We start from the raw sequence: 19,921 nt of genomic DNA, 5'->3' as shown, positions 1-19,921 counted from the left end.
CAATCATGACAGACCGGCTTAACATTCACAGATTGACCACAGAAACCAGAAATCCGCAGACCGCTTCAATCCATCAAGCAGACACGATGGAAATTCTCCGCATCATTAACGAAGAGGATTTCAAAGTGGCTGAAGCCGTTCAGCAGGTGCTGCCCGATATTCAGATTGCCGTTCAATTCGCCCATCAGTCCTTACGGCGAAACGGCAGGCTGATTTATGCGGGAGCGGGCACAAGCGGCAGGCTCGGTGTACTGGATGCGGTTGAATGCCCGCCTACATACAGCGTAAGTCCCGACACCGTCATCGGTCTGATGGCCGGAGGGGCAGACGCCTTTTTGCAAGCGGCTGAAGGTATAGAAGACAGCGAGGAAACCGGCGCTCTCGATCTCAAAACGATTGGACTTACCTCAGAAGACACCGTGATCGCCATCGCGGCAAGCGGGCGCACGCCGTATGCGGCCGGTGCGCTGAAATACGCAAAAACAATCGGCGCCAAAACTGTCGCGCTCACATGCAATAAACACTCATTGATCAGCACTTATGCCGATCACAGCATCGAAGTCGTCGTCGGCCCCGAAGTGATTACAGGGTCAACACGAATGAAAGCGGCGACGGCACATAAAATGATTCTGAACATGATTTCCACGGCCGTGATGATCAAAAGCGGTAAAGTGTACGAAAATTTAATGGTGGACGTTCATGTCAGCAACGAAAAATTGAAAGAACGCGCAATCGGCATTATCCAAAGCATCACGGGCGTTCTGTACGACAAGGCAAAAGAAACGCTTGAGGCCGCAGGCAGCCATGTCAAAACGGCAATCGTCATGCTGAAGACGAATTCGGACGAAACACACGCGAAGGCACTGCTCAAAGAATCAGACGGCTTCATTGACAAAGCCATTGAACAGCACGTTTCAAAAGAAAAAGAACGCTGATCGTTCTTTGGTGGAAATAATGTGCTTTTACGAGCCCGCGCCGTTTTCATAATCGGCGCAGGCGCTTTTAGGACGCGTTTCAGGCACAGCTCCCCGGGAAAAATCGCACGGACAAAGGAGGATCTCCATGAGCAAAGAGGCATTTTATCAGTCACTGGCCAAAGATATCCTGGACAATTGCGGCGGTTCATCGAATATTTCAGGCTTTACCCACTGTATGACACGCCTGAGGATTACACCTTTAGATCAGGACAAAACGGATATTGAAGCGCTGAAACAGCTTGACGGGGTAATAGGCGTCGTCGAAGCCGAAACACTGCAGATCATCCTTGGCACGGGTGTCGTCAATCATGTCGCCGACGCTTTCGCAAAACTTATGTCATCCGGAAAAAACATTGATTTAAAAGAAGCCGCCTCACGGAAAAAAGCCGATCTCAACAGAAAAAACACCACACCCATCACACGGTTTCTGAGAAAAATATCAAGCATCTTCATCCCCCTTATTCCCGCACTCATTGCATCAGGTTTAATCACCGGTATTACGAAAGCCGTCATTCAGGCCGGCTGGCTCCCGAAAGAATCCCAAATCGCACTTATTTTAACGGTTATCGGTTCAGGCTTGTTCACTTACCTCGGCGTCCTTGTCGGCATCAATGCGGCGAAGGAATTCGGCGGGACACCCGCGATGGGCGGCCTTGCGGGCATATTGATCCTTAACCCTGAGATCGCCAATATCAGTTTGTTCGGAGAGAATCTGCTCCCGGGCAGGGGAGGATTAATCGGCGTTCTTTTCGCTGCGGTTTTTATCGCTTATACCGAACGGTTTATCAGAAAGTACGTCCATCAATCCATCGACATTATCGTCACGCCTACATTGTCTTTACTTATCACCGGGCTGGTGACATATGTCGTGTTTATCCCTGCAGGCGGTTTTATTTCTGATCTGATTACATCAGGTTTATTGTCACTGCTGAATGTCGGGGGAGTGCTCTCAGGGTTTGTACTGGGAGCCGCCTTCCTGCCGCTTGTCGTCACCGGCCTGCATCAAGGCTTGACCCCCGTACATTTGGAATTAATCCGATCAATCGGAGATGACCCGCTTCTTCCGATTCTCGCGATGGGAGGCGCGGGTCAAGTAGGGGCGGCCTTCGCCATCTTTATGAAAACAAAAAAAGCCTCATTGAAAAGAGCGATCGGCGGAGGACTTCCATCCGGTCTGCTCGGAATCGGAGAGCCGCTCATCTTCGGCGTCACGCTCCCGCTCGGCCGGCCGTTTTTGACGGCGTGTTTAGGGGCGGGAATCGGCGGCGCGTTTCAAGCCCATTTTCAGGTGGCTACTTTTTCAATCGGTGTCTCCGGCCTTCCGCTCTCGTTTCTCGTACAGCCGGCTCAAATCGTTTTGTATATCATCGGTCTCTTCATCTCTTACGCGGCGGGCTTTGTCTTCACTTATGCGTTCGGATTTAAGGATGACATGGCGCTGCTGAATTTGACTAAACCGGGAGGGATCAGAATATGAAAACACTGACAGCCGCCATACTCACAATGGTCATCAGCCTCTCTTTCCTGCCGCAGCACAAAGCCGAAGCCCAATCCAAATTATACGACGCAGCAAAGCTCAGAAAGGTTGATCAAATGATTGAAAAAGACATCGCAGCTGGATTCCCCGGAGCCGTCCTCGTCGTCGTAAAGGACGGACGGGTGATCAAAAAGAAAGCATACGGCTACAGCAAAAAATATGACGGGAACACCCTTTTGTCCCGTCCGAAAAAAATGAAAACATCAACCATGTTTGATCTAGCTTCCAATACAAAAATGTACGCGGCCAATTTTGCATTACAGCGACTCGTCAGCCAGGGAAAGCTTGATGTGTATCAAAAAGTCTCGGCTTACCTTCCTGATTTCAAAGACAGAAAAAGCGATCCGATTCAAGAAAAAGACCGCATTCGCGTCATCGATGTGCTCCAGCACCAATCCGGTCTGCCGGCAAGCTTTTATTTCTATCAGCCGGACACCGCAGGCCCTTTGTATTCACAAGAACGGGATAAAACGATCCGTTTTCTCACCCAAATCCCGCTTGAATACAAACCGGGAACAAAACACGTATACAGCGATATCGGTTACATGCTTCTCAGCTGCATCATTGAAAACATAACCGGAAAAACCCTTGATGCCTATGCGGAACAAGAACTGTACAAACCGCTGAAACTGACGCACACACTGTTCAATCCGCTGCAAAAAGGCTTTAAAGAAAAAGCATTCGCAGCTACTGAACGTTTAGGCAACACACGTGACGGAGTCATCCATTTCCCTCACATCAGGACGTATACGCTGCAGGGGGAAGTTCACGATGAAAAAGCATTTTACTCCATGGGAGGGGTGTCCGGTCACGCCGGGCTGTTTTCCAGAGCTGATGATATGGCCGTCCTTCTTCAAGTCATGCTGAACGGCGGCAGTTATAAACACGTTTCTCTCTTCAATAAAAGAACGGCCGATTTGTTCACAACGGCGGCATCCTCTGATCCGACTTTTGCTCTCGGCTGGCGGAAAAACGGCAGCCCGGATATGGAGTGGATGTTCGGCCCTTATGCAAGCAGGCAGGCATACGGCCATACGGGATGGACCGGCACCGTCACGATTATTGATCCCGCTTATAAGCTGGGGATCGCACTTTTGACCAATAAAAAGCATTCCCCCGTCGTCAGTCCCGGTGAAAACCCGAATGTTTTTGAAGGGGATCATTTCCCGACCGGAAGCTACGGCAGCGTCATAAAAACGATTTATGAAGCCATTGAATGATAACCCATGTCTTTTGTCCAAACTATGACGGCAGGAGGGCACCATCATGAAACTTGTCATCTCAGCTGTATTACTGTTGTTCATTGTTTTCGGCACGCATCATGCATCGACAAAACCGGACATTCCGTCACAGGCGGAACAAGCGGTATCCCGTATGACATTAGATGAAAAATTAGGGCAGATGCTCATGCCTGATTTTCGCAATTGGCAAAAAAAGGGGCAGTCATCACCTGAGGCTCTTACCCAAATGAATGACGAAGTCGCAGGGCTTATTCAAAAGTACCGGTTCGGCGGCGTTATCTTATTTGCAGAAAATGTAAAAAACACTGAGCAAACGGTACGCCTGACAGATGCCTTTCAAAAGGCGAGCCCTGATATTCCGCTATTATTAAGCATTGATCAGGAGGGCGGCATCGTAACTAGACTTGGTGAAGGCACTCATTTCCCAGGCAATATGGCGCTCGGAGCCGCTAGAAAAACAGCCTACGCGTCCCAGACCGGCGCCATTATCGGGAAAGAACTGAAAGCACTGGGCATTAATACGAATTTCGCTCCCGTTCTCGATATCAATAATAATCCCGGAAACCCTGTCATCGGCGTCAGGTCGTTCAGTTCAGACCGAGATCTGACAGCTTCACTCGGCCTTGCCTCAATGAAGGCTCAGCAAAAGCAGGATGTCGCTGCCGCCGTCAAACATTTCCCGGGACACGGCGACACGGATGTCGACAGCCACTACGGCCTTCCGCTTGTCACCCACAATCAAGAAAGGCTGCGTCAGATTGAACTTTATCCGTTCCGGAAGGCCATTCAGGCCGGAGCTGATATGATCATGACAGCCCATGTGCAATTTCCCGCTTTTGACGATACAACCTATAAAAGCAAGCTGGACGGTTCAGACATCCTCGTACCCGCCACACTCTCGAAAAAAGTGATGACTCATCTTCTCCGTGAGGAAATGGGATTTAACGGCGTCATCGTTACGGATGCATTAAATATGAAAGCCATAGCCGATCATTTCGGCCAAGAAGAGGCGGTCGTCATGGCAGTAAAAGCAGGAGTCGATATTGCCCTGATGCCGGCCCAAGTGACATCGCTGCAAACGGAAAACCGCTTTGCCCGGGTTCATTCCGCTTTAAAAAAGGCGGTACAAAAAGGGGAAATTCCGCTTCAGCAAATTAACAAATCGGTGAAACGCATCATTTCCCTGAAAATAAAAAGAGGGATATATCCCGCACCGAAAGAGACAAATCTGAAAAAGAAGATTTCAAAAGCAAAGAAAACCGTCGGCAGCAAAAATCACCTGAAAGCTGAAAAACAAATCGCGGAAAGGTCCGTCACCGTCTTACAAAACAAAAACCGCACGCTCCCATTCAAACCGAAAAAGAACAGCCGCGTTCTCATTGCCGCTCCTTATGAAGATCAAACAGCGTCAATGGAACAAACCATTCGGCAGCTCATCAAGAAGAAAAAAATCCGGCCGGTAACCATCAGTAAAATGAACTTCGCCGAGCGCACATTTCATGATGAACACAAAAAGCTGGTATCTGATGCGGATTACGTGATTACAGGCTCCTATGTCGTAAAAAATGACCCTGTCGTAAACGACGGCGTGATTGACGATTCCGTCACAGATCCCGGCAAGTGGACAACTGCATTTCCGCGGGCCGTCATGAAAGCCGCACAATCGAACCAAAAACCCTTTGTGCTGATGAGCCTGCGTAATCCTTACGACGCCGCGAATTTTGAAGAAGCTGAAGCCCTTATCGCAGTCTACGGCTTTAAAGGATATACAGACGGACAATTCCTCCAGCCAAACATTCCGGCAGGCATTGAAGCGATATTCGGACAGACAACACCGCAAGGCAGGCTGCCCGCTGACATTCCTTCCGTCACGCATCCGGGAACGACACTGTATCCTTATGGTTTCGGTATTAATCTGAAGACCGGAAAACCGCTTTAAACAGGAGGGCTGATTATGAAAACACATACGGCTGCACTTCTCGCCGGACTTGTCGTCATCAGTGCTATGACGGCAGTCTCGGCGGCTTCTGACAGAAACCTTCATACCGCCAAGAAACCAAGCATCCAAACAGGCATCGACCGCCTGCTGAAAGATTATAAACAGGAACTGAAGGGAAAAAGGGTCGGGCTGATCACCAACCCGACCGGTGTGAACAATTCATTGAAAAGCAGCGTTGACGTGCTGTATGAGGCACCAGACATCCAATTGACGGCATTATTCGGACCGGAGCACGGTGTCCGCGGCGATGCTCAGGCCGGAGACAAAGTCACATCCTATATAGACGAAAAAACAGGGCTTCCCGTCTACAGCCTGTACGGGGAAACGAGGAAACCGACGCCTGACATGCTGAAAGATACAGATGTGCTGATTTTCGATATTCAGGATGTCGGAACGCGATACTACACCTACATTTATACAATGGCCTATGCCATGGAAGCGGCCAAAGAAAAAGGCATTCCTTTTTATGTCTTGGACCGGCCGAATCCGCAAGGCGGACGAAATCCGGACGGTCCGGTTCTTGAACCGGATTACGCTTCATTTGTCGGACTGTATCCGATCCCGCTGAAGCACGGCATGACGATCGGTGAGCTTGCTCTTTTATTCAATAAAGAGTTTCATATTGGCGCCGACCTCACCGTCGTAAAAATGAAGCGCTGGAAGCGGACGATGACGATTGAAGATACCGGCCTGCCGTTCGTCCTCCCTTCGCCTAATATCCCGACCCCGGACAGCATATTCGCATATTCGGCGACAGGACTAATCGAAGGCACAAACGTATCCGAAGGAAGGGGCACGACAAAGCCGTTTGAACTGATCGGCGCGCCTTATATGAAAAGCACCGAGCTCGAAGAACGCCTGAACAGTCTCAAGCTTCCGGGCGTCACCTTCAGAGCCGCATCATTTATCCCCAGCTTCTCCAAGCACCAGGGCAAGCTGTGCCACGGCGTACAAGTCTACGTAACAAACAGAAACACATTTGAAGCGGCAAAAACAGGGCTTTCCATTCTGAAAACCATGCATGACTTATATCCGAATGACTTTTCGTTCTTGCCGACAGGCTCTTTTGACAAGCTGATCGGTAACGGCTGGGTACGCAAAAAAATAGAAAAAGGCGCTTCCATTGAAGACATCACCGGCACATATCAACGCCGGCTGGACCAATTCAAAACTCTAAGAAAACAATACCTCATATACTGACAAAATTCGTGTTACACGTGTAACATTTTGACGCATTTCACATTTCCGCTTTTTATAGGAAAACATTCATTTATTTGGTACAATTTCATTGATAACAGTTATCATTTAAATGAATGTTTCCTAAAAGGTGGTTTCTTATGAAAAACACATTATTCTTTCAGCCCATTGATATCATCTCCGTAAAAAAAACAGCCGACCTTCTGTCAGAGCATCAGCTCACTGATTCCCCCGTATTGATCTTTCATGTGAAAGGCGAGGGACAAATTGATATCGGAACAGACAGCTTTCCGCTGCAGAAGGAAACGCTCTACATCTGTCCTTGTGATGAGACATTCAATATTGCCCCTATATCGTCAGGCGGCATCCATTTGTATATCGTCAGACTCCGTGTTTTCTCCTATTCATCAGATGATGAAGCGATGCTTCCGGATAACGGGGAAGACATCTTCCACGGACTTCAGCAAATGAATATACAAACGGTTGATCATTTGACAAGCCGGCTTCAGTCACTTTCTGAAAACGTGCGATCGGCGGATGCATTGCAGAAAATGAAATATACAGCCGACTTTCAGCAGCTGATGTACGACCTTTATGCCGCAAAAGTATGCCATCAAAATAATACGAAAGCGGCGATCGAACAGACAAAACAATTCATACATGCTCAGTCCGACACAAAAATCACGCTCACCCAGCTCGCTCATATGGCGGGAATCAGTCCCAAGCACTACAGTGAAACCTTTAAAAAACTATACGGGCAGAGCGTAACTGAATATATCACAGACATCCGCATAACCAATGCGAAAAAACTGATGGCCAAGGCAAACTGCAAACTGCGGGAAATCGCTCATCAAATCGGCTACCAGGACGAATTTTATTTCAGCCGCATCTTTAAAAAACATACCGGCAGCTCACCTACAAGCTATATGAAAAAAAGGCGCGTAAAAATGGCCGCGTACGGAAAAGAAACGATGGGGCATCTGATTCCTCTGCATCACGTGCCTTACGCTGCGGCGCTGCACCCGAAATGGACGGCCTATTATTACAAACAATTCTCTTCCGATATTCCGGTTCACCTGAGTGCTTACCGTTATAATGCAAATTGGGAAGAGAACCTGCAAACGCTGTCCCAAGCTGCCCCGGACATCATTTTCAGTCTTGATTCTGTCAGTGAAGAAGAAAAACAGCGCCTGAATGACATCACTGACGTTTTTTACCTTCCGGCTCAAGAGAATTGGAGAGACCAGTTTCTTCGCACAGCCGCATATTTGAATGAAGAGCAGGAAGCGCGGCACTGGCTTAAAGCTTATCAAAGTCTCGCCCATTCAGCGAAAGATGCTCTTAAACACGTGCGGCATCAGCGGTTCTTATTTGTCCGTGTATATAAAGAAAATATGTACATCGCCCATAACAACAGTATTGAGGATGTCTTCTTCGGTGATTTAGGCTTTGCCTCCGCAAAACCGGAATCTTTTGCTCCTGACGAAAAGATTTCCTTGGAAATGCTGGCGGATTGCCAAGCTGACTGCATCATGCTTTTCACTTGTAAAGAACCGGAAACGCTTCGTTATTTTCAGCGGATTCAGCAGACCGGGATATGGCAGAACCTTAGAGCCGTCAGCAATAAACGCGTGTTTCCCATTTCATCTGACCCGTGGATTGAATATTCTCCAAGCGGACATCAGCGGATGATCGAGCAAAGCATTTCCATTTTATCCGAAGATCGTCCATGGTAATGCCGGAAATTATCCATGGTCTTATCCCAATTCATTCTCTATAATTCCAATTGATAATAGTTATCAATTGAACAGGAGGAACAATAGATGAAGAAATTGGCATTCGCTTTCATGATTTTGCTTTTGGCTTTCACGGCCGCGGCTTGCGGAAGCTCAGAAACATCCGATACAGCAAGTAAAGGAAAGGACGCTTCTTCAGATAAAAAGAAAATCGAATATCTAGGAAAAACATATGAAGTAAAAGCGCCGACTGACAAAATCGCCATTACAGGCAGCGTAGAATCAATGGAAGACGCCAAATTGCTTGACGTTCATCCGGCAGGAGCAATTTCTTTCTCCGGCAAATTCCCGGAACTGTTTAAAGATATTACAGATAAATCCGTATCAACGGGAGAAAAAATGCAGCCGAACATGGAAAAAATTCTTGAGCTGCAGCCGGACGTCATTCTGGCATCAACCAAATTCCCGGAAAAAACGTTGAAAAAATTGAGCGGCACCGCTGAAACGATCCCTGTCTCTCATATCTCATCAAACTGGAAAGAAAACATGATGCTGCTCGCCCAGCTTACAGATAAAGAGAAAAAAGCGAAAAAAATCATCGCAGATTACGAACAGGACCTGAAAAAGACAAAAACAAAGATCAACAGCAAAGCGAAACAGTCAAACGCGCTGGTCATCAGAATCAGACAAGGCAATATTTATATTTATCCTGAACAAGTTTATTTCAATTCCACGCTTTACGGTGATTTAGGCCTGAAGGCGCCGGACGAAGTCAAAGCGGCGAAAGCGCAGGAACTGATTTCTCTTGAAAAATTAAGCGAAATGAACCCTGACCATATCTTCGTACAATTCTCTGATGACGAAAACGCAGATAAGCCGGACGCTTTGAAAGACTTAGAGAAAAATCCGATCTGGAAGAGCCTGAAGGCAGTCAAAAAAGACCATGTATACGTCAATACGATTGATCCATTAGCCCAAGGCGGAACCGCATGGAGTAAAATCAGTTTCTTACAGGTTGCGGCTGACAAATTGACTCAAGACTAATAAAGAGTAGGTTTTTCACATGTATGCAAAACGGCGGACACACATTATTATCATTGCTTCACCGATTGCCATTGTTCTGTCACTGCTGCTTTCCGTTTTATACGGCGCAAAGCAGCTTGACTTCCATACCGTGTTCTCCGCATTGCTGCACTTTAATCCGGAGAATACCGACCATCAGATCATATGGCATTCAAGAATCCCGAGGGCTGCCGGCGCTATGTTTATCGGCGCCGCCCTTGCTGTTTCCGGAGCGCTCATGCAGGGAATCACACGGAACTATCTGGCCTCGCCTTCGATCATGGGTGTGTCGGACGGCTCCGCTTTTATCATCACCCTTTGCATGGTATTGCTCCCTCAATCGACATCCATTGAAATGATCATATACTCGTTTATCGGTTCCGCATTCGGCGCCGCTCTTGTTTTCGGGCTGGCCTCCATTCTTCCCGGCGGTTTTACCCCGGTGCAGCTTGCCATTATCGGAACGGTGACCAGTATGCTTCTCAGCAGTCTGTCGGCTGCGCTTTCGATTTATTTTCAAATTTCGCAGGATCTCAGTTTTTGGTACAGTGCGAGACTGCATCAAATGAACCCTGATTTTTTGAAACTGGCCGTCCCGTTTTTTGCGATCGGAATCATCACGGCCATGATTCTCAGCAAAAAGGTCACTGCCGTATCATTAGGAGACGACATTTCAAAAAGTCTGGGACAGCAGAAAAGAACCATCAAACTCATGGCGATGGCGGCCGTTGTCATATTGACCGGAAGCTCGGTGGCACTCGCCGGAAAAATTGCCTTTGTCGGTTTGGTCGTTCCGCACATCACACGTTTTCTCGTCGGATCGGACTACAGCAGGCTGATCCCATGCGCGTGCATCATCGGCGGCGTCTTCCTGACCCTTTGCGACCTTGCCAGCCGATTCATCAATTATCCGTTTGAGACGCCTATTGAAGTTGTCACTTCTATCATCGGTGTTCCTTTCTTTCTTTATTTGATTAAAAGAAAAGGAGGGGATCAGCGTGGTGCGTAAAATGGCCGGAATTTATATCATTCTGATTGCTCTCATATTGCTCGTAAGCTATTTCAGCATGACAAGCGGTTCTTTTTCCGCAAAGCCGGGTGAACTGCTCAGTACGCTTTTCCGCATCCATCCGAATCCGCAATATGACATTTTGCTGTTTCAGCTGAGGCTGCCGCGCATTGTCATGGCTGCTGCCATCGGGCTCGGATTGGGGATAGCCGGAGCCGTTATTCAGGCCATTACCAAAAACGGGCTTGCCGATCCCGGTATTCTGGGCATTAATGCAGGAGCCGGAGCGGGAATCGTCGCGTTTATGCTTCTGTTTCAGGGACAATCTGAAGCGACGGCACTTGCCTCTGCGATGGGTATGCCTGTCTTCGGCCTCATCGGAGGATTGATGGCGGCCGTGCTGATCTATATTTTCGCCTGGCACCGGGGGCATCTGGAATCGGGCAGAATTATTCTCGTCGGGATCGCCATGAATTCAGGATTCAGCGCGCTGTCTTTATTTCTTTCATTAAAAATGGACCCGCAGGATTATGAGATGGCGATGGTTTGGAAAAACGGCAGCATCTGGTCGGCAAACTGGATGACCATTACGGCGATCCTTCCGTGGCTGATCTTGTTCATTCCTCTTCTTATGGCGAAAACGTCATTGCTGGATACCATTCGTTTCGATGAGGACACGGTGAAAAGTCTCGGTGTTTCAACCAATAAAGAAAAAACGATTTTACTCATTGCCTGCATCGCTTTGATCAGCGCATGTGTAACCGCAGCGGGCAGCATGGCATTTGTCGGGCTGATCGCGCCCCATATTTCCCGCAGGCTCGCCGGGATTGAGCACAGATACTCATTACCGGTCAGCGGATTGGTCGGTATGCTCCTCGTCATATCCGCCGACTTTGCGGGCAAATTATTCTTTCAGCCTTCAGAAGTGCCGGCGGGAATTATTCTTGCGATTCTCGGCGTTCCTTATTTCTTTTTTCTTCTGTTTAAGCAAAAGAAGGGGCTGGATGCATGAGGGGCACACTTACAGCACACCGGATAAACGGAAAGGAATGCACTGTGTATCTTCCTCCCTCCTATTCGGTTCAAACAGGGGCTTTACCCTGTGTGTACGTACTGGACGGGGGTTCTTTGTTTTTAGAACAGATGGATAAGCTTGAATCCCAATTTGCGAACGGAACACTTCCCGAATTGATTTTTGCCGGCATCAAACCGGCTGACAGGCTCGATGAGTACACACCGTGGCCCGCGACTTCCCTGAGCCCTGCATTTCATGATTTCGGCGGCAAAGGGAGGCTCTTTCTCGAGGAGCTGACAGATGCCATCATTCCAACTGTAGAAGATATGCATCACATTTCTGCACATCCGGAAACAAGAGGACTGATCGGCGCGTCATTAGGCGGACTGTTTTCGATATACGCGATGCTACAAAAGCCTGTAATATTCGGCAGAATCGGCTGTATTTCCGGTTCCTTCTGGTATGAAAAATCAGCAGATTATGTCCGCTCCGCATCTTTGCGTCCGGCACGGCGGCGTATCTATATGTCTGTAGGCAGCCGCGAAGCTGAGCATAAAAACAACATCCAAAACACCATGATCCGACAAAATAAAGACGTGCATGAAAGCCTGAGGCAAAAAGGCTTTTCTCAATCTCAGCTCTCTTTCACTGTTGAAGAAGGCGCCGTGCACCATCAAGAAGCATTCAAACGACAATTCAATGCAGCACTAAGCTGGCTGTACGGAAAAAACCGCTCACGTAGCTGAGCGGTTTTTTTCATACTTCATCACGACCGGCTTAAGTTCAAAGCGTCTCAGCAAATAGCCGAACAAAGCGGCAAGGATTTGCTGAAAGAGCATCCCGATGACGACCGGAACCGCCACTTGAGACGGAAAGAAAGACACGGCGAGAACGGCTCCGGCGCTGATATTGCGCATGCCCCCTGTATAAATCAGAGACACGATTTCATCCTGGCTCCGCTTCATCAGTCTTCCGATCAGCCAAGCCACGGCATAACCCGTCATGGCAATAAAAAATACCATACCTGCGATGCCCGCAAATTTGATATCCACGTGCGTGACATACGGCGCGATTTCCGAACTGTTAATGGCAATGACAATCATCAGACAGATTTTTGAAAAAGGAGACAGCGACCGGCTTATCGCCTGAGTCCTTACCGGCGGGGAAAACTGGTTGACCATCATCCCTGCGATGGACGGAATCACCACCATCTCCGCCAGCCCTTTCATCATTCCCCACACATCCATCTGAACATTCGCCCCGGCCAGGACAGACAGGCTTAACGGTACGATAAAAGGAGAAAGCACGGTATCAACCAGGATAATAGACAGCGTCAATCCGACATTTCCCTTATACATCGCAGCCCAAATCAAACTCGTAATTCCGGTCGGAATCACCACACCCATAATCAGCCCCGTCACAGTTAAAGGGTCACCGCTGAAAATCAGATGGCCGCTTCCCCATGCAAAAACAGGCATGAAAATATGCAGAACAAACAATGCCATGATCATCGGGAGCGGCTTCTCGATACTGCGCTTCAGCGATTGAAAATTGGCACTCAGACTGCCCGTAAATGTAATAAATGCAAATATCCACGGCACAGCGCCGGCCATCCAGCTGATATGCTGAGATAACAGCACACCCGCCGCCACACTTGACGGAGTCAACAGAGGCATGATTCTCCCCAACACTTGGTTCAACTTCTGAAGCCACATCATATGCAAGTCCCCTATATACGGTTTTCAAGTCTCATTCATTATAACAATGCACACCGGCAAATTTAACCGAAAAAAAGCCCGGATATATTCATCCGGACTTCACAAATTCTATGCCATTTGTTTCATTAAATCTCGGCTTTTCTGATTTAATCCCTTTAATTCAGCTTCAATCCCGTATTCTTTACATTTGCCGACAATTTTCTCAAGAGCCGCCGCTCCAGAATCATCCCAGACATGGGCATCAGTCAAATCAATGACAATCCGCTTCACACCTTCATCATAAACGATGGCATTCATCAGCTCAGACACGGAAGCAAAAAAGATCTGTCCCGTTACCTTATATGTCCTGACATCATTCTGTTCGGAATGTGACACAATCTTCAGCTTAGAAATTTTAGCCGTGAAAAAGATCGCGCTTAGCAGCACACCCGCGAAAACGCCCTTTGATAAATCATTTGTCAAAACGACCGTCAAGACGGTAATAACCATAACAATCGAATCAGTAAGGGGCGCTTTCCGCAAACCTTTAATCGACGACCAGTCAAACGTGCCGATGGACACCATAACCATCACGGCCACCAGCGCAGCCATCGGAATTTTCACGACGATACCGCTTAATACGGCAATTAAAAACATTAAAAACGCTCCGGCCGTAAAAGCCGATAACCGGCCGCGTCCGCCGGCTTTCGTATTAATGACAGACTGGCCGATCATGGCGCATCCGGCCATGCCTCCGAAAAATCCGTTCACAATATTGGCGATGCCTTGTCCGCGGCTTTCTTTGTTCTTATCACTATCCGTATCCGTCATTTCATCAATGATCTGGGCTGTCAGCAATGACTCGAGCAATCCGACGAATGCAAGCGCCAGTGAATACGGGAAAATAATCCGCAATGTCTCAAACGTCCACGGAACATCCGGTATCAAGAAATGCGGAAGTGAACTTGTAATCCCGCCCATATCACCGACCGTGCGGACATCCGCATGGAAGACCACCGCAATGATCGTCATGACAATAATCGCCACCAGCGGAGACGGCACAGCCGTCGTAACCTTCGGCAATAGATATATGATAGCCAGTGATCCGGCAAGCATGGCGTACATGACCCATGAAGCTCCTTTGAACTGCGGCAGCTGCGCAGAAAAAATCAAGATCGCCAAAGCATTCACAAATCCGATCATGACCGAACGCGGAATAAATTTCATCAATTTCGCTATCTTACTGACACCTAGAATAAATTGAATAATACCTGTCAAAATGGTTGCCGCAAACAAATACTGCAGCCCGTAATCAGCCACCAATGTCACCATGACAACCGCCATTGAACCCGTAGCGGCTGAAATCATTCCCGGTCTGCCGCCGAAGATAGAAATAATAATCGCAATACAAAATGATGCATAAAGGCCGACCATCGGATCGACACCTGCAATAATTGAAAATCCGATCGCCTCAGGGATCAGAGCGAGAGCAACCAGAATACCGGCCAGAATGTCTTTACGGACATTCCCGAACCATTGCTGCTGTAACGTATAATCTTTCAAATGATAACGACTCCTTTTCACTATAAAAATCCGCACCCTATCAGTTGGAAACATTGATTTTCATCTGGGGAATATGAGGCAATCTTACGGGGAAAAAGAGGACACGCTCAGAGTATAATGTCATTGAGGAAAGGAATTGTTAACAAAGAGTATCATATTAAACTTTAAAGAAATGTGCAAGACCGTATAAATAAGAAAAGAAAACGGCTCTCACTGGAGCCGTTTCCGCTTTTATAAAAGTTCCGGATCAGACACAAGAATCGTTTTTATTGCGCTGATATCTTTTCTTTCTTTTGTCACCGGGTCGATGCCCATGAGATGATCAATGGCTTCTTCATAATTCTTCAGTTCCGTCTTTTCCGTAATAAAATCATAGAGCTGCGGAAGGTCGGACGCGCATGCTAACGCGGCCTCCATGATCTGGCGGGCTTCACCTGTGCCTACAATCGTCACGCCGTTTGACAGCAGCTGGTACGGCCTGACCGTCATCTCATACGTATCATCAAAGCCCATCGGCACGATTCTGCCTCCCTTTTCAATAAAAGGATAAGCCCAATCAAGCTGATTGCCGATCGCGTCAAAAATCACATCAAATTTTCTTCCTTGATTAATCCGTTTCACTTCATCCACGGTTAATGCTTCAGGGTGGTAGACATAATCCGATATCCGGCTCGCCGCCTCGCTTCGGAAACTGCCTATTTCAGTCGCAACCGTCAATCGCGCCAGTTTTTTCACCATCATTTGCACAAGCAGTCCGATCGGTCCCGACCCCAAAACCAAGACCGAGTCCTCCGGCTGAATCGAAGCCTTGTCCACAACATTCAGCACACAAGAGAGAGGCTCAACCAATGTGGCCCGCTCCCATTCCATTGAATCCGGAATTCTGTACATGAACCTGTCTTCCCCCACGTAATATTCCGCAAACGTTCCGTGCGCCCCGATTCCGAGCTGCCAATCCTCGAAGGTTTCGCAATAACACGTCAGCCCTCTCCGGCAATAATGACATTTCCCGCAAAACTGCGTAGGATCTATCACGACGCGGTCTCCGACTTTTACATTTGTCACGTCCGGTCCGATTTCTACGACCGCTCCCACCGATTCATGCCCCATAATCATATGATGGGTTGCATTCATTTTTCCTTTCAGCACATTTAAGTCCGTTCCGCAGATACCGGTGCCGAAAATTTTCACTTTCACATCATTGGATTTCCGAATTTGAGGCTCGTCCACCTCTTGATATTCAAGCTTATCATTAGGAGTCCAGACCAACGCCTTCATATTTCTCTTCCTTTCTGCCCCAGCGGATTTGGTCTAACAATGTTTGATGAAGCTCCTTCGTTGATGCCGCAATACATGATTGCTGATTCTGATAACTTAAATCTGTCAGAAGTGTTTCGTCCAAAGACCGGCCGTATGCATCCGTAATGACCACTCCCGCCTTCTTCGCCAAAAAGACGCTTGCGGCAATATCATAAGGAAACAAATGCAGCACCTGCCCGTTCCCGACCTGCTGAAAATCTGAAAGCAGCTTCGGATCATCTTTCAGCAGACGATTACCGATATCCACATAAGCATCCATCTGCCCCGTGATTATTCGCGAAATCGAATAAGAAGCGCTGTTGAAAACAAAAACCCCGCCATTATTGGCCGACTGGTCAATCAGATGGCCGTATGCGTCCGTCATCAGCTGCGCCGGATGCCCGTTAAATTCAAGGCTCCAAAACATATTTTTAATATCCCGCACTCCGCTCAAATTCGGCAATTCTCCATGATACCCTTCAAAATGAATCGCATCGCTGTATATATCACCGTACATATAAGCGCCTGATTTCAATTCAAGTAAAAAAGCAAATTCGATATCCTTAATCTTTGCGTTTGGCTTATACGAAGCAAGCGCAATCGAAATACACGACATTTCAAGTCCCGCGGCGGCCGGGCGCGTTCCGTCTATCGGATCTACAATTAAAATATATTGCGGATCTTCTCCAATCAGCTTCAGGCCGCCATCCTCCGTGTAAAAAGCAACCGGATGGCCCTTTTCTTGAATATAATCCAGCACCGCCTCCTCAGCAGCGGCGTCTATGTTAAATTGGGCGTCGCCTCCCGGAGAATAGCCGTTTACAAGCCGGTTTTTCAGCGTGCCTTTTTGATTTTTCACCTTTTGATAAACAAATTGTCCAAGCCCAATGATATAGTCTCTCACTTGATTTCCTCCAATAGCTTGCGAAGTCTGTAGCAGAGCACTTCGGCTTCACTAAGTGTAATGGTTAAAGGCGGACGGATTTTAAATACATTTCCGAATCCGTAACGGGATGTCCGGAGAATCAGCCCGTAATCCATTGCCCGTTTAGCAATATAATTGGTCAGCTCCACATCCGGTTCATTGTTCTCTTTAACAATCTCCACACCGATCATAAGACCGACGCCTCTTACCTCAGAAATAAAAGCGAAATCCTCTTTCATCGTTTCTAAGCGATCCATAATATAATGACCGACTGTCGTTACATTTTCCAAAAATCCCGGGCGCTGCATAATATCTATGGTTTTACACGCGGCAGCGGCGGCCATCACATTTGAGCCGTACGTGAAGGAGTGCGTATACCCCGGAAGCCCGGTATACTTGTCCTCCGTCAGAGTGGCGGCGACTTGGAAGCCTGTGCCCCCGAGCCCTTTTGCTACCGTCATCATATTAGGTTTCACATCGAAGTGGTCCGCGGCAAACATTTTACCCGTCCGTCCGAACCCGGTCTGAATTTCATCAAAAATCAGGGCGATATCATGTTCATCACAAAGCTTTCTCAGCTGTTTAAAATACTCTTTAGGCGGAACGACGTTTCCACCGTTTCCGGATATCGGTTCAATAATCATGGCGGCAATTTTTCCATTGCTCGCATACTCAATAAAATCATTAATTCTTTCTACGCACAGCATACCGCATGAATCAGGTTTCTGATTATAAAAACAGCGGCTGCAATACGGATCGGGGACTTGCAGGCCAAAAGAAATTTGCGGCGGGAAAGGTTCTTTTCTGAATGAGTTGCCGGACAAAGCGGAAGTCATATACGTTTGTCCGAGGTGGCTTCGAAATAAGGAGATGACATCGGTTTTTCCGGAGTAATACTGAGCCATTTTAATAGCTCCTTCATTTGCACCGGAACCGCTGCTGACTTTAGGGTGTACTTTTGTGAGATTATCGGGGGCGATTTCTACTAGTTTTTCTGCCAGTTTATTTACGGCGTCTGTTTGAAAGGATGATGTCACATGGATCAGCTTATCGGCTTGTTCTTTAACCGTATCAATGACTTCTTTGTTACCGTATCCTAAATTCAAGTTAAATGTGGCAGAAGCGCAATCAATGTACTCATTTCCCTCTTGATCGTACAGGTAAATCCCTTCTCCGCGCTCCATTACTACATCGTCAACACTGTAATACAAGCTGTCTGGATTCGTGATTTCCTTCGTTCCCACAAATACCACCCCTATGAAATTATTAGAATTTCGCTTTTTATCGTATAAATTATTGAAAATAATGTCAACGATGTTTCTTGTAAAAAATGTTAACAATTTGTTAACGTTACCATAAGGGATGTACGAGAAAAAGTTATGTGATATAGTAACAATACTTGGATTTTTTGTAAAAACATCATGGTCATACGAGTAGAGAGAAATATTATTTTACCAATAAGGAGATAAAATGATGAAAACTCGTCTGCTGTGGATAAGCTGTTTTTCTTATGGATCGATTGCTTTTACACTTGTTATTCTGGGAGCCGTACTGCCTGAGTTACTCACACATTATTCACAAAGCTACAGTAATGGCGGAGTATTGGTATTCTCTCAGTTCATGGGCTTTCTCATCGGTGTCATCGGAATGCCATACATGGTGAAAAAGCTTGGGCGCAAAAACGTCGTTATCTTTGGCCTGGCACTCATCAGCTGTGAAATGTTCATCACCTTCCTGCCGCCCTGGCCGCTGCTCTTTCTTCTCGTCAGCATCGCAGGGCTTGGCGCCGGACTGGTGGAATCCTGCGTAGGCACGATCATCCTCACCGCTATTAAAGAAAGACAGGCTGTGGCCATGAGCAAGATGGAAGTGGCCTACGGATTAGGTGCGCTTTTCATGCCTCTGCTCTCAGGCTTTCTTATCAACAACCACATGTGGACAATTGCTTTTTTAGTATTAGGGTTATCCAGTTTTGCACTTTTAATCGCATGGAAGCAGATGAGTTTCGGCAGTATTGATCAGCTTCTCATCCGCAAAGAGGTCTCTTCTGCTGACACTCAAAAAGAAAGCACCGGTTATCGGTCACAAGGATTGCTTTTTATTGCCTTGGCGGGTGCTTACTTCTTCTTTTACGGCGGCAGTGAAGTTTCCATTGTACATTTTATCCCCTCCATCTTCGCTGAGAAATGGGATATCCCCAACTCTTTGGCAACAATAACAGTTACAGTGTATTGGACGGGTATGATCATCGGAAGGTTATTAACAGGCCCGGTATCAGAAAAGCTGACATATCACCGTTATCTCCGTCTCATAAGCATTGGCGGTCTGGCAGCACTTACCGTATTAGCATTAAGTAAAAACGTATGGTTCGGTTTTGCCCTTTGCTTCTTTTTAGGACTGTTCATGGCAGGCATGTTTGCAATAGCCCTAATCATCACGAATCATTTTTATCCCGGAAAGACAGAAACAACTACCAGTATTCTGCTCGCTTCAAACGGATTAGGAGGTTCACTCCTTCCGATCGCCGTCGGCTGGAGCTTAGATGAATATCCCGTACAAACTGCGTTCTGGCTGTTTACTGCACTGATGCTCCTTATGCTGCTGATTGTGTTCAGTTTAAGAATGCTCGAGACAATAAAATCAAACAATCTTCAAAATCATAAC

16 protein-coding genes (1 of these 16 cut by a window edge) are annotated in these 19,921 nt (G+C 47.3%); 11 read left to right on the top strand and 5 right to left on the bottom strand.

Annotated elements, in window-relative coordinates; genetic code table 11:
* The first annotated feature begins 5 nt into the window (after nt 1–5).
* From murQ to NYE50_RS01035, 10 genes are all read left to right on the top strand, one after another.
* Complete coding sequence (murQ, locus tag NYE50_RS01080) at nt 6–935, top strand: N-acetylmuramic acid 6-phosphate etherase (RefSeq protein WP_159353716.1); 930 nt, start codon at nt 6–8, stop codon at nt 933–935.
* A gap of 127 nt (nt 936–1,062) precedes the next feature.
* A complete protein-coding gene (locus NYE50_RS01075) occupies nt 1,063–2,454 on the top strand; it encodes a PTS transporter subunit EIIC (protein ID WP_224988734.1) in 1,392 nt (463 codons plus the stop codon).
* Nucleotides 2,451–3,734 (top strand): penicillin binding protein PBP4B, encoded by a 1,284-nt coding sequence (gene pbp4b, locus NYE50_RS01070; RefSeq protein ID WP_224988733.1) that lies wholly within the window; start codon nt 2,451–2,453, stop codon nt 3,732–3,734. Before NYE50_RS01075 ends, pbp4b begins: the two co-directional genes overlap by 4 nt.
* Nucleotides 3,735–3,780: 46 nt before the next feature.
* Nucleotides 3,781–5,694: a glycoside hydrolase family 3 protein gene (locus NYE50_RS01065; protein ID WP_224988732.1), complete on the top strand. Its 1,914-nt coding sequence runs from the start codon at nt 3,781–3,783 to the stop codon at nt 5,692–5,694.
* A gap of 15 nt (nt 5,695–5,709) precedes the next feature.
* Nucleotides 5,710–6,954, top strand: a complete 1,245-nt coding sequence (locus NYE50_RS01060) for an exo-beta-N-acetylmuramidase NamZ family protein (protein WP_159353714.1) — start codon at nt 5,710–5,712, stop codon at nt 6,952–6,954.
* 137 nt (nt 6,955–7,091) lie between these two features.
* On the top strand, nt 7,092–8,687 hold the full coding sequence (btr, locus tag NYE50_RS01055; protein WP_172870143.1) for a bacillibactin transport transcriptional regulator Btr: 1,596 nt from the start codon (nt 7,092–7,094) through the stop codon (nt 8,685–8,687).
* Nucleotides 8,688–8,774: 87 nt separating this feature from the next.
* Nucleotides 8,775–9,731 (top strand): ABC transporter substrate-binding protein, encoded by a 957-nt coding sequence (locus NYE50_RS01050; RefSeq protein ID WP_003156778.1) that lies wholly within the window; start codon nt 8,775–8,777, stop codon nt 9,729–9,731.
* A gap of 19 nt (nt 9,732–9,750) precedes the next feature.
* Complete coding sequence (locus NYE50_RS01045) at nt 9,751–10,758, top strand: FecCD family ABC transporter permease (protein ID WP_007609051.1); 1,008 nt, start codon at nt 9,751–9,753, stop codon at nt 10,756–10,758.
* A gap of 1 nt (nt 10,759) precedes the next feature.
* Entirely contained in the window at nt 10,760–11,770 is a 1,011-nt protein-coding gene (gene feuC, locus NYE50_RS01040) for an iron ABC transporter permease FeuC (RefSeq protein ID WP_038461736.1), read from the top strand.
* Nucleotides 11,767–12,519, top strand: a complete 753-nt coding sequence (locus NYE50_RS01035) for an alpha/beta hydrolase (protein WP_224988731.1) — start codon at nt 11,767–11,769, stop codon at nt 12,517–12,519. Before feuC ends, NYE50_RS01035 begins: the two co-directional genes overlap by 4 nt.
* Here the strand turns inward: NYE50_RS01035 and NYE50_RS01030 are convergent.
* The 5 genes from NYE50_RS01030 to NYE50_RS01010 form a co-directional block, all read right to left on the bottom strand.
* Nucleotides 12,508–13,449 carry a bile acid:sodium symporter family protein gene (locus tag NYE50_RS01030; RefSeq protein ID WP_088056555.1) on the bottom strand — a complete coding sequence of 314 codons (942 nt, stop codon included), beginning with the start codon at nt 13,447–13,449 and terminating at the stop codon, nt 12,508–12,510. The two genes, NYE50_RS01035 and NYE50_RS01030, sit on opposite strands and share 12 nt — an antisense overlap.
* Before the next feature lie 150 nt (nt 13,450–13,599).
* A complete protein-coding gene (locus NYE50_RS01025; RefSeq protein ID WP_224988730.1) occupies nt 13,600–15,033 on the bottom strand; it encodes a SulP family inorganic anion transporter in 1,434 nt (477 codons plus the stop codon).
* A gap of 231 nt (nt 15,034–15,264) precedes the next feature.
* The gene (locus NYE50_RS01020) at nt 15,265–16,311 is read right to left on the bottom strand and encodes a zinc-dependent alcohol dehydrogenase (RefSeq protein WP_003156784.1); all 1,047 of its coding nucleotides are present in this window, start codon (nt 16,309–16,311) and stop codon (nt 15,265–15,267) included.
* Complete coding sequence (locus tag NYE50_RS01015; protein WP_014416764.1) at nt 16,286–17,236, bottom strand: inositol monophosphatase family protein; 951 nt, start codon at nt 17,234–17,236, stop codon at nt 16,286–16,288. The genes NYE50_RS01020 and NYE50_RS01015 overlap by 26 nt, the downstream gene beginning before the upstream one ends.
* Nucleotides 17,233–18,501 (bottom strand): aspartate aminotransferase family protein, encoded by a 1,269-nt coding sequence (locus NYE50_RS01010; RefSeq protein WP_007408029.1) that lies wholly within the window; start codon nt 18,499–18,501, stop codon nt 17,233–17,235. Before NYE50_RS01010 ends, NYE50_RS01015 begins: the two co-directional genes overlap by 4 nt.
* Before the next feature lie 229 nt (nt 18,502–18,730).
* On the opposite strand from NYE50_RS01010, the gene NYE50_RS01005 reads away from it, so the two are divergent.
* Nucleotides 18,731–19,921 carry the 5' portion of an MFS transporter gene (locus tag NYE50_RS01005; protein ID WP_172870144.1) on the top strand. 21 nt of this gene lie beyond the right edge of the window, so the window shows 1,191 of its 1,212 coding nt (coding positions 1–1,191); it begins with the start codon at nt 18,731–18,733; its stop codon lies beyond the right edge, outside the window.

The organism is Bacillus sp. EU55 (genome assembly GCF_038005925.1).
GTDB lineage: Bacteria > Bacillota > Bacilli > Bacillales > Bacillaceae > Bacillus > Bacillus velezensis.
This window is presented reverse-complemented; position numbering and strand designations above follow the sequence as displayed.

What these genes read in the sequence shown, in the direction of transcription:
- NYE50_RS01060 (WP_159353714.1), top strand. Translation starts at nt 5,710, where the DNA reads ATGAAAACACATACGGCTGCACTTCTCGCCGGACTTGTCGTCATCAGT.
- NYE50_RS01030 (WP_088056555.1), bottom strand. Translation starts at nt 13,449, where the DNA reads ATGCCTCTGTTGACTCCGTCAAGTGTGGCGGCGGGTGTGCTGTTATCT.
- NYE50_RS01050 (WP_003156778.1), top strand. Translation starts at nt 8,775, where the DNA reads ATGAAGAAATTGGCATTCGCTTTCATGATTTTGCTTTTGGCTTTCACG.
- NYE50_RS01020 (WP_003156784.1), bottom strand. Translation starts at nt 16,311, where the DNA reads ATGAAGGCGTTGGTCTGGACTCCTAATGATAAGCTTGAATATCAAGAG.
- NYE50_RS01065 (WP_224988732.1), top strand. Translation starts at nt 3,781, where the DNA reads ATGAAACTTGTCATCTCAGCTGTATTACTGTTGTTCATTGTTTTCGGC.
- feuC (WP_038461736.1), top strand. Translation starts at nt 10,760, where the DNA reads ATGGCCGGAATTTATATCATTCTGATTGCTCTCATATTGCTCGTAAGC.
- murQ (WP_159353716.1), top strand. Translation starts at nt 6, where the DNA reads ATGACAGACCGGCTTAACATTCACAGATTGACCACAGAAACCAGAAAT.
- NYE50_RS01035 (WP_224988731.1), top strand. Translation starts at nt 11,767, where the DNA reads ATGAGGGGCACACTTACAGCACACCGGATAAACGGAAAGGAATGCACT.
- NYE50_RS01045 (WP_007609051.1), top strand. Translation starts at nt 9,751, where the DNA reads ATGTATGCAAAACGGCGGACACACATTATTATCATTGCTTCACCGATT.
- pbp4b (WP_224988733.1), top strand. Translation starts at nt 2,451, where the DNA reads ATGAAAACACTGACAGCCGCCATACTCACAATGGTCATCAGCCTCTCT.
- NYE50_RS01075 (WP_224988734.1), top strand. Translation starts at nt 1,063, where the DNA reads ATGAGCAAAGAGGCATTTTATCAGTCACTGGCCAAAGATATCCTGGAC.
- btr (WP_172870143.1), top strand. Translation starts at nt 7,092, where the DNA reads ATGAAAAACACATTATTCTTTCAGCCCATTGATATCATCTCCGTAAAA.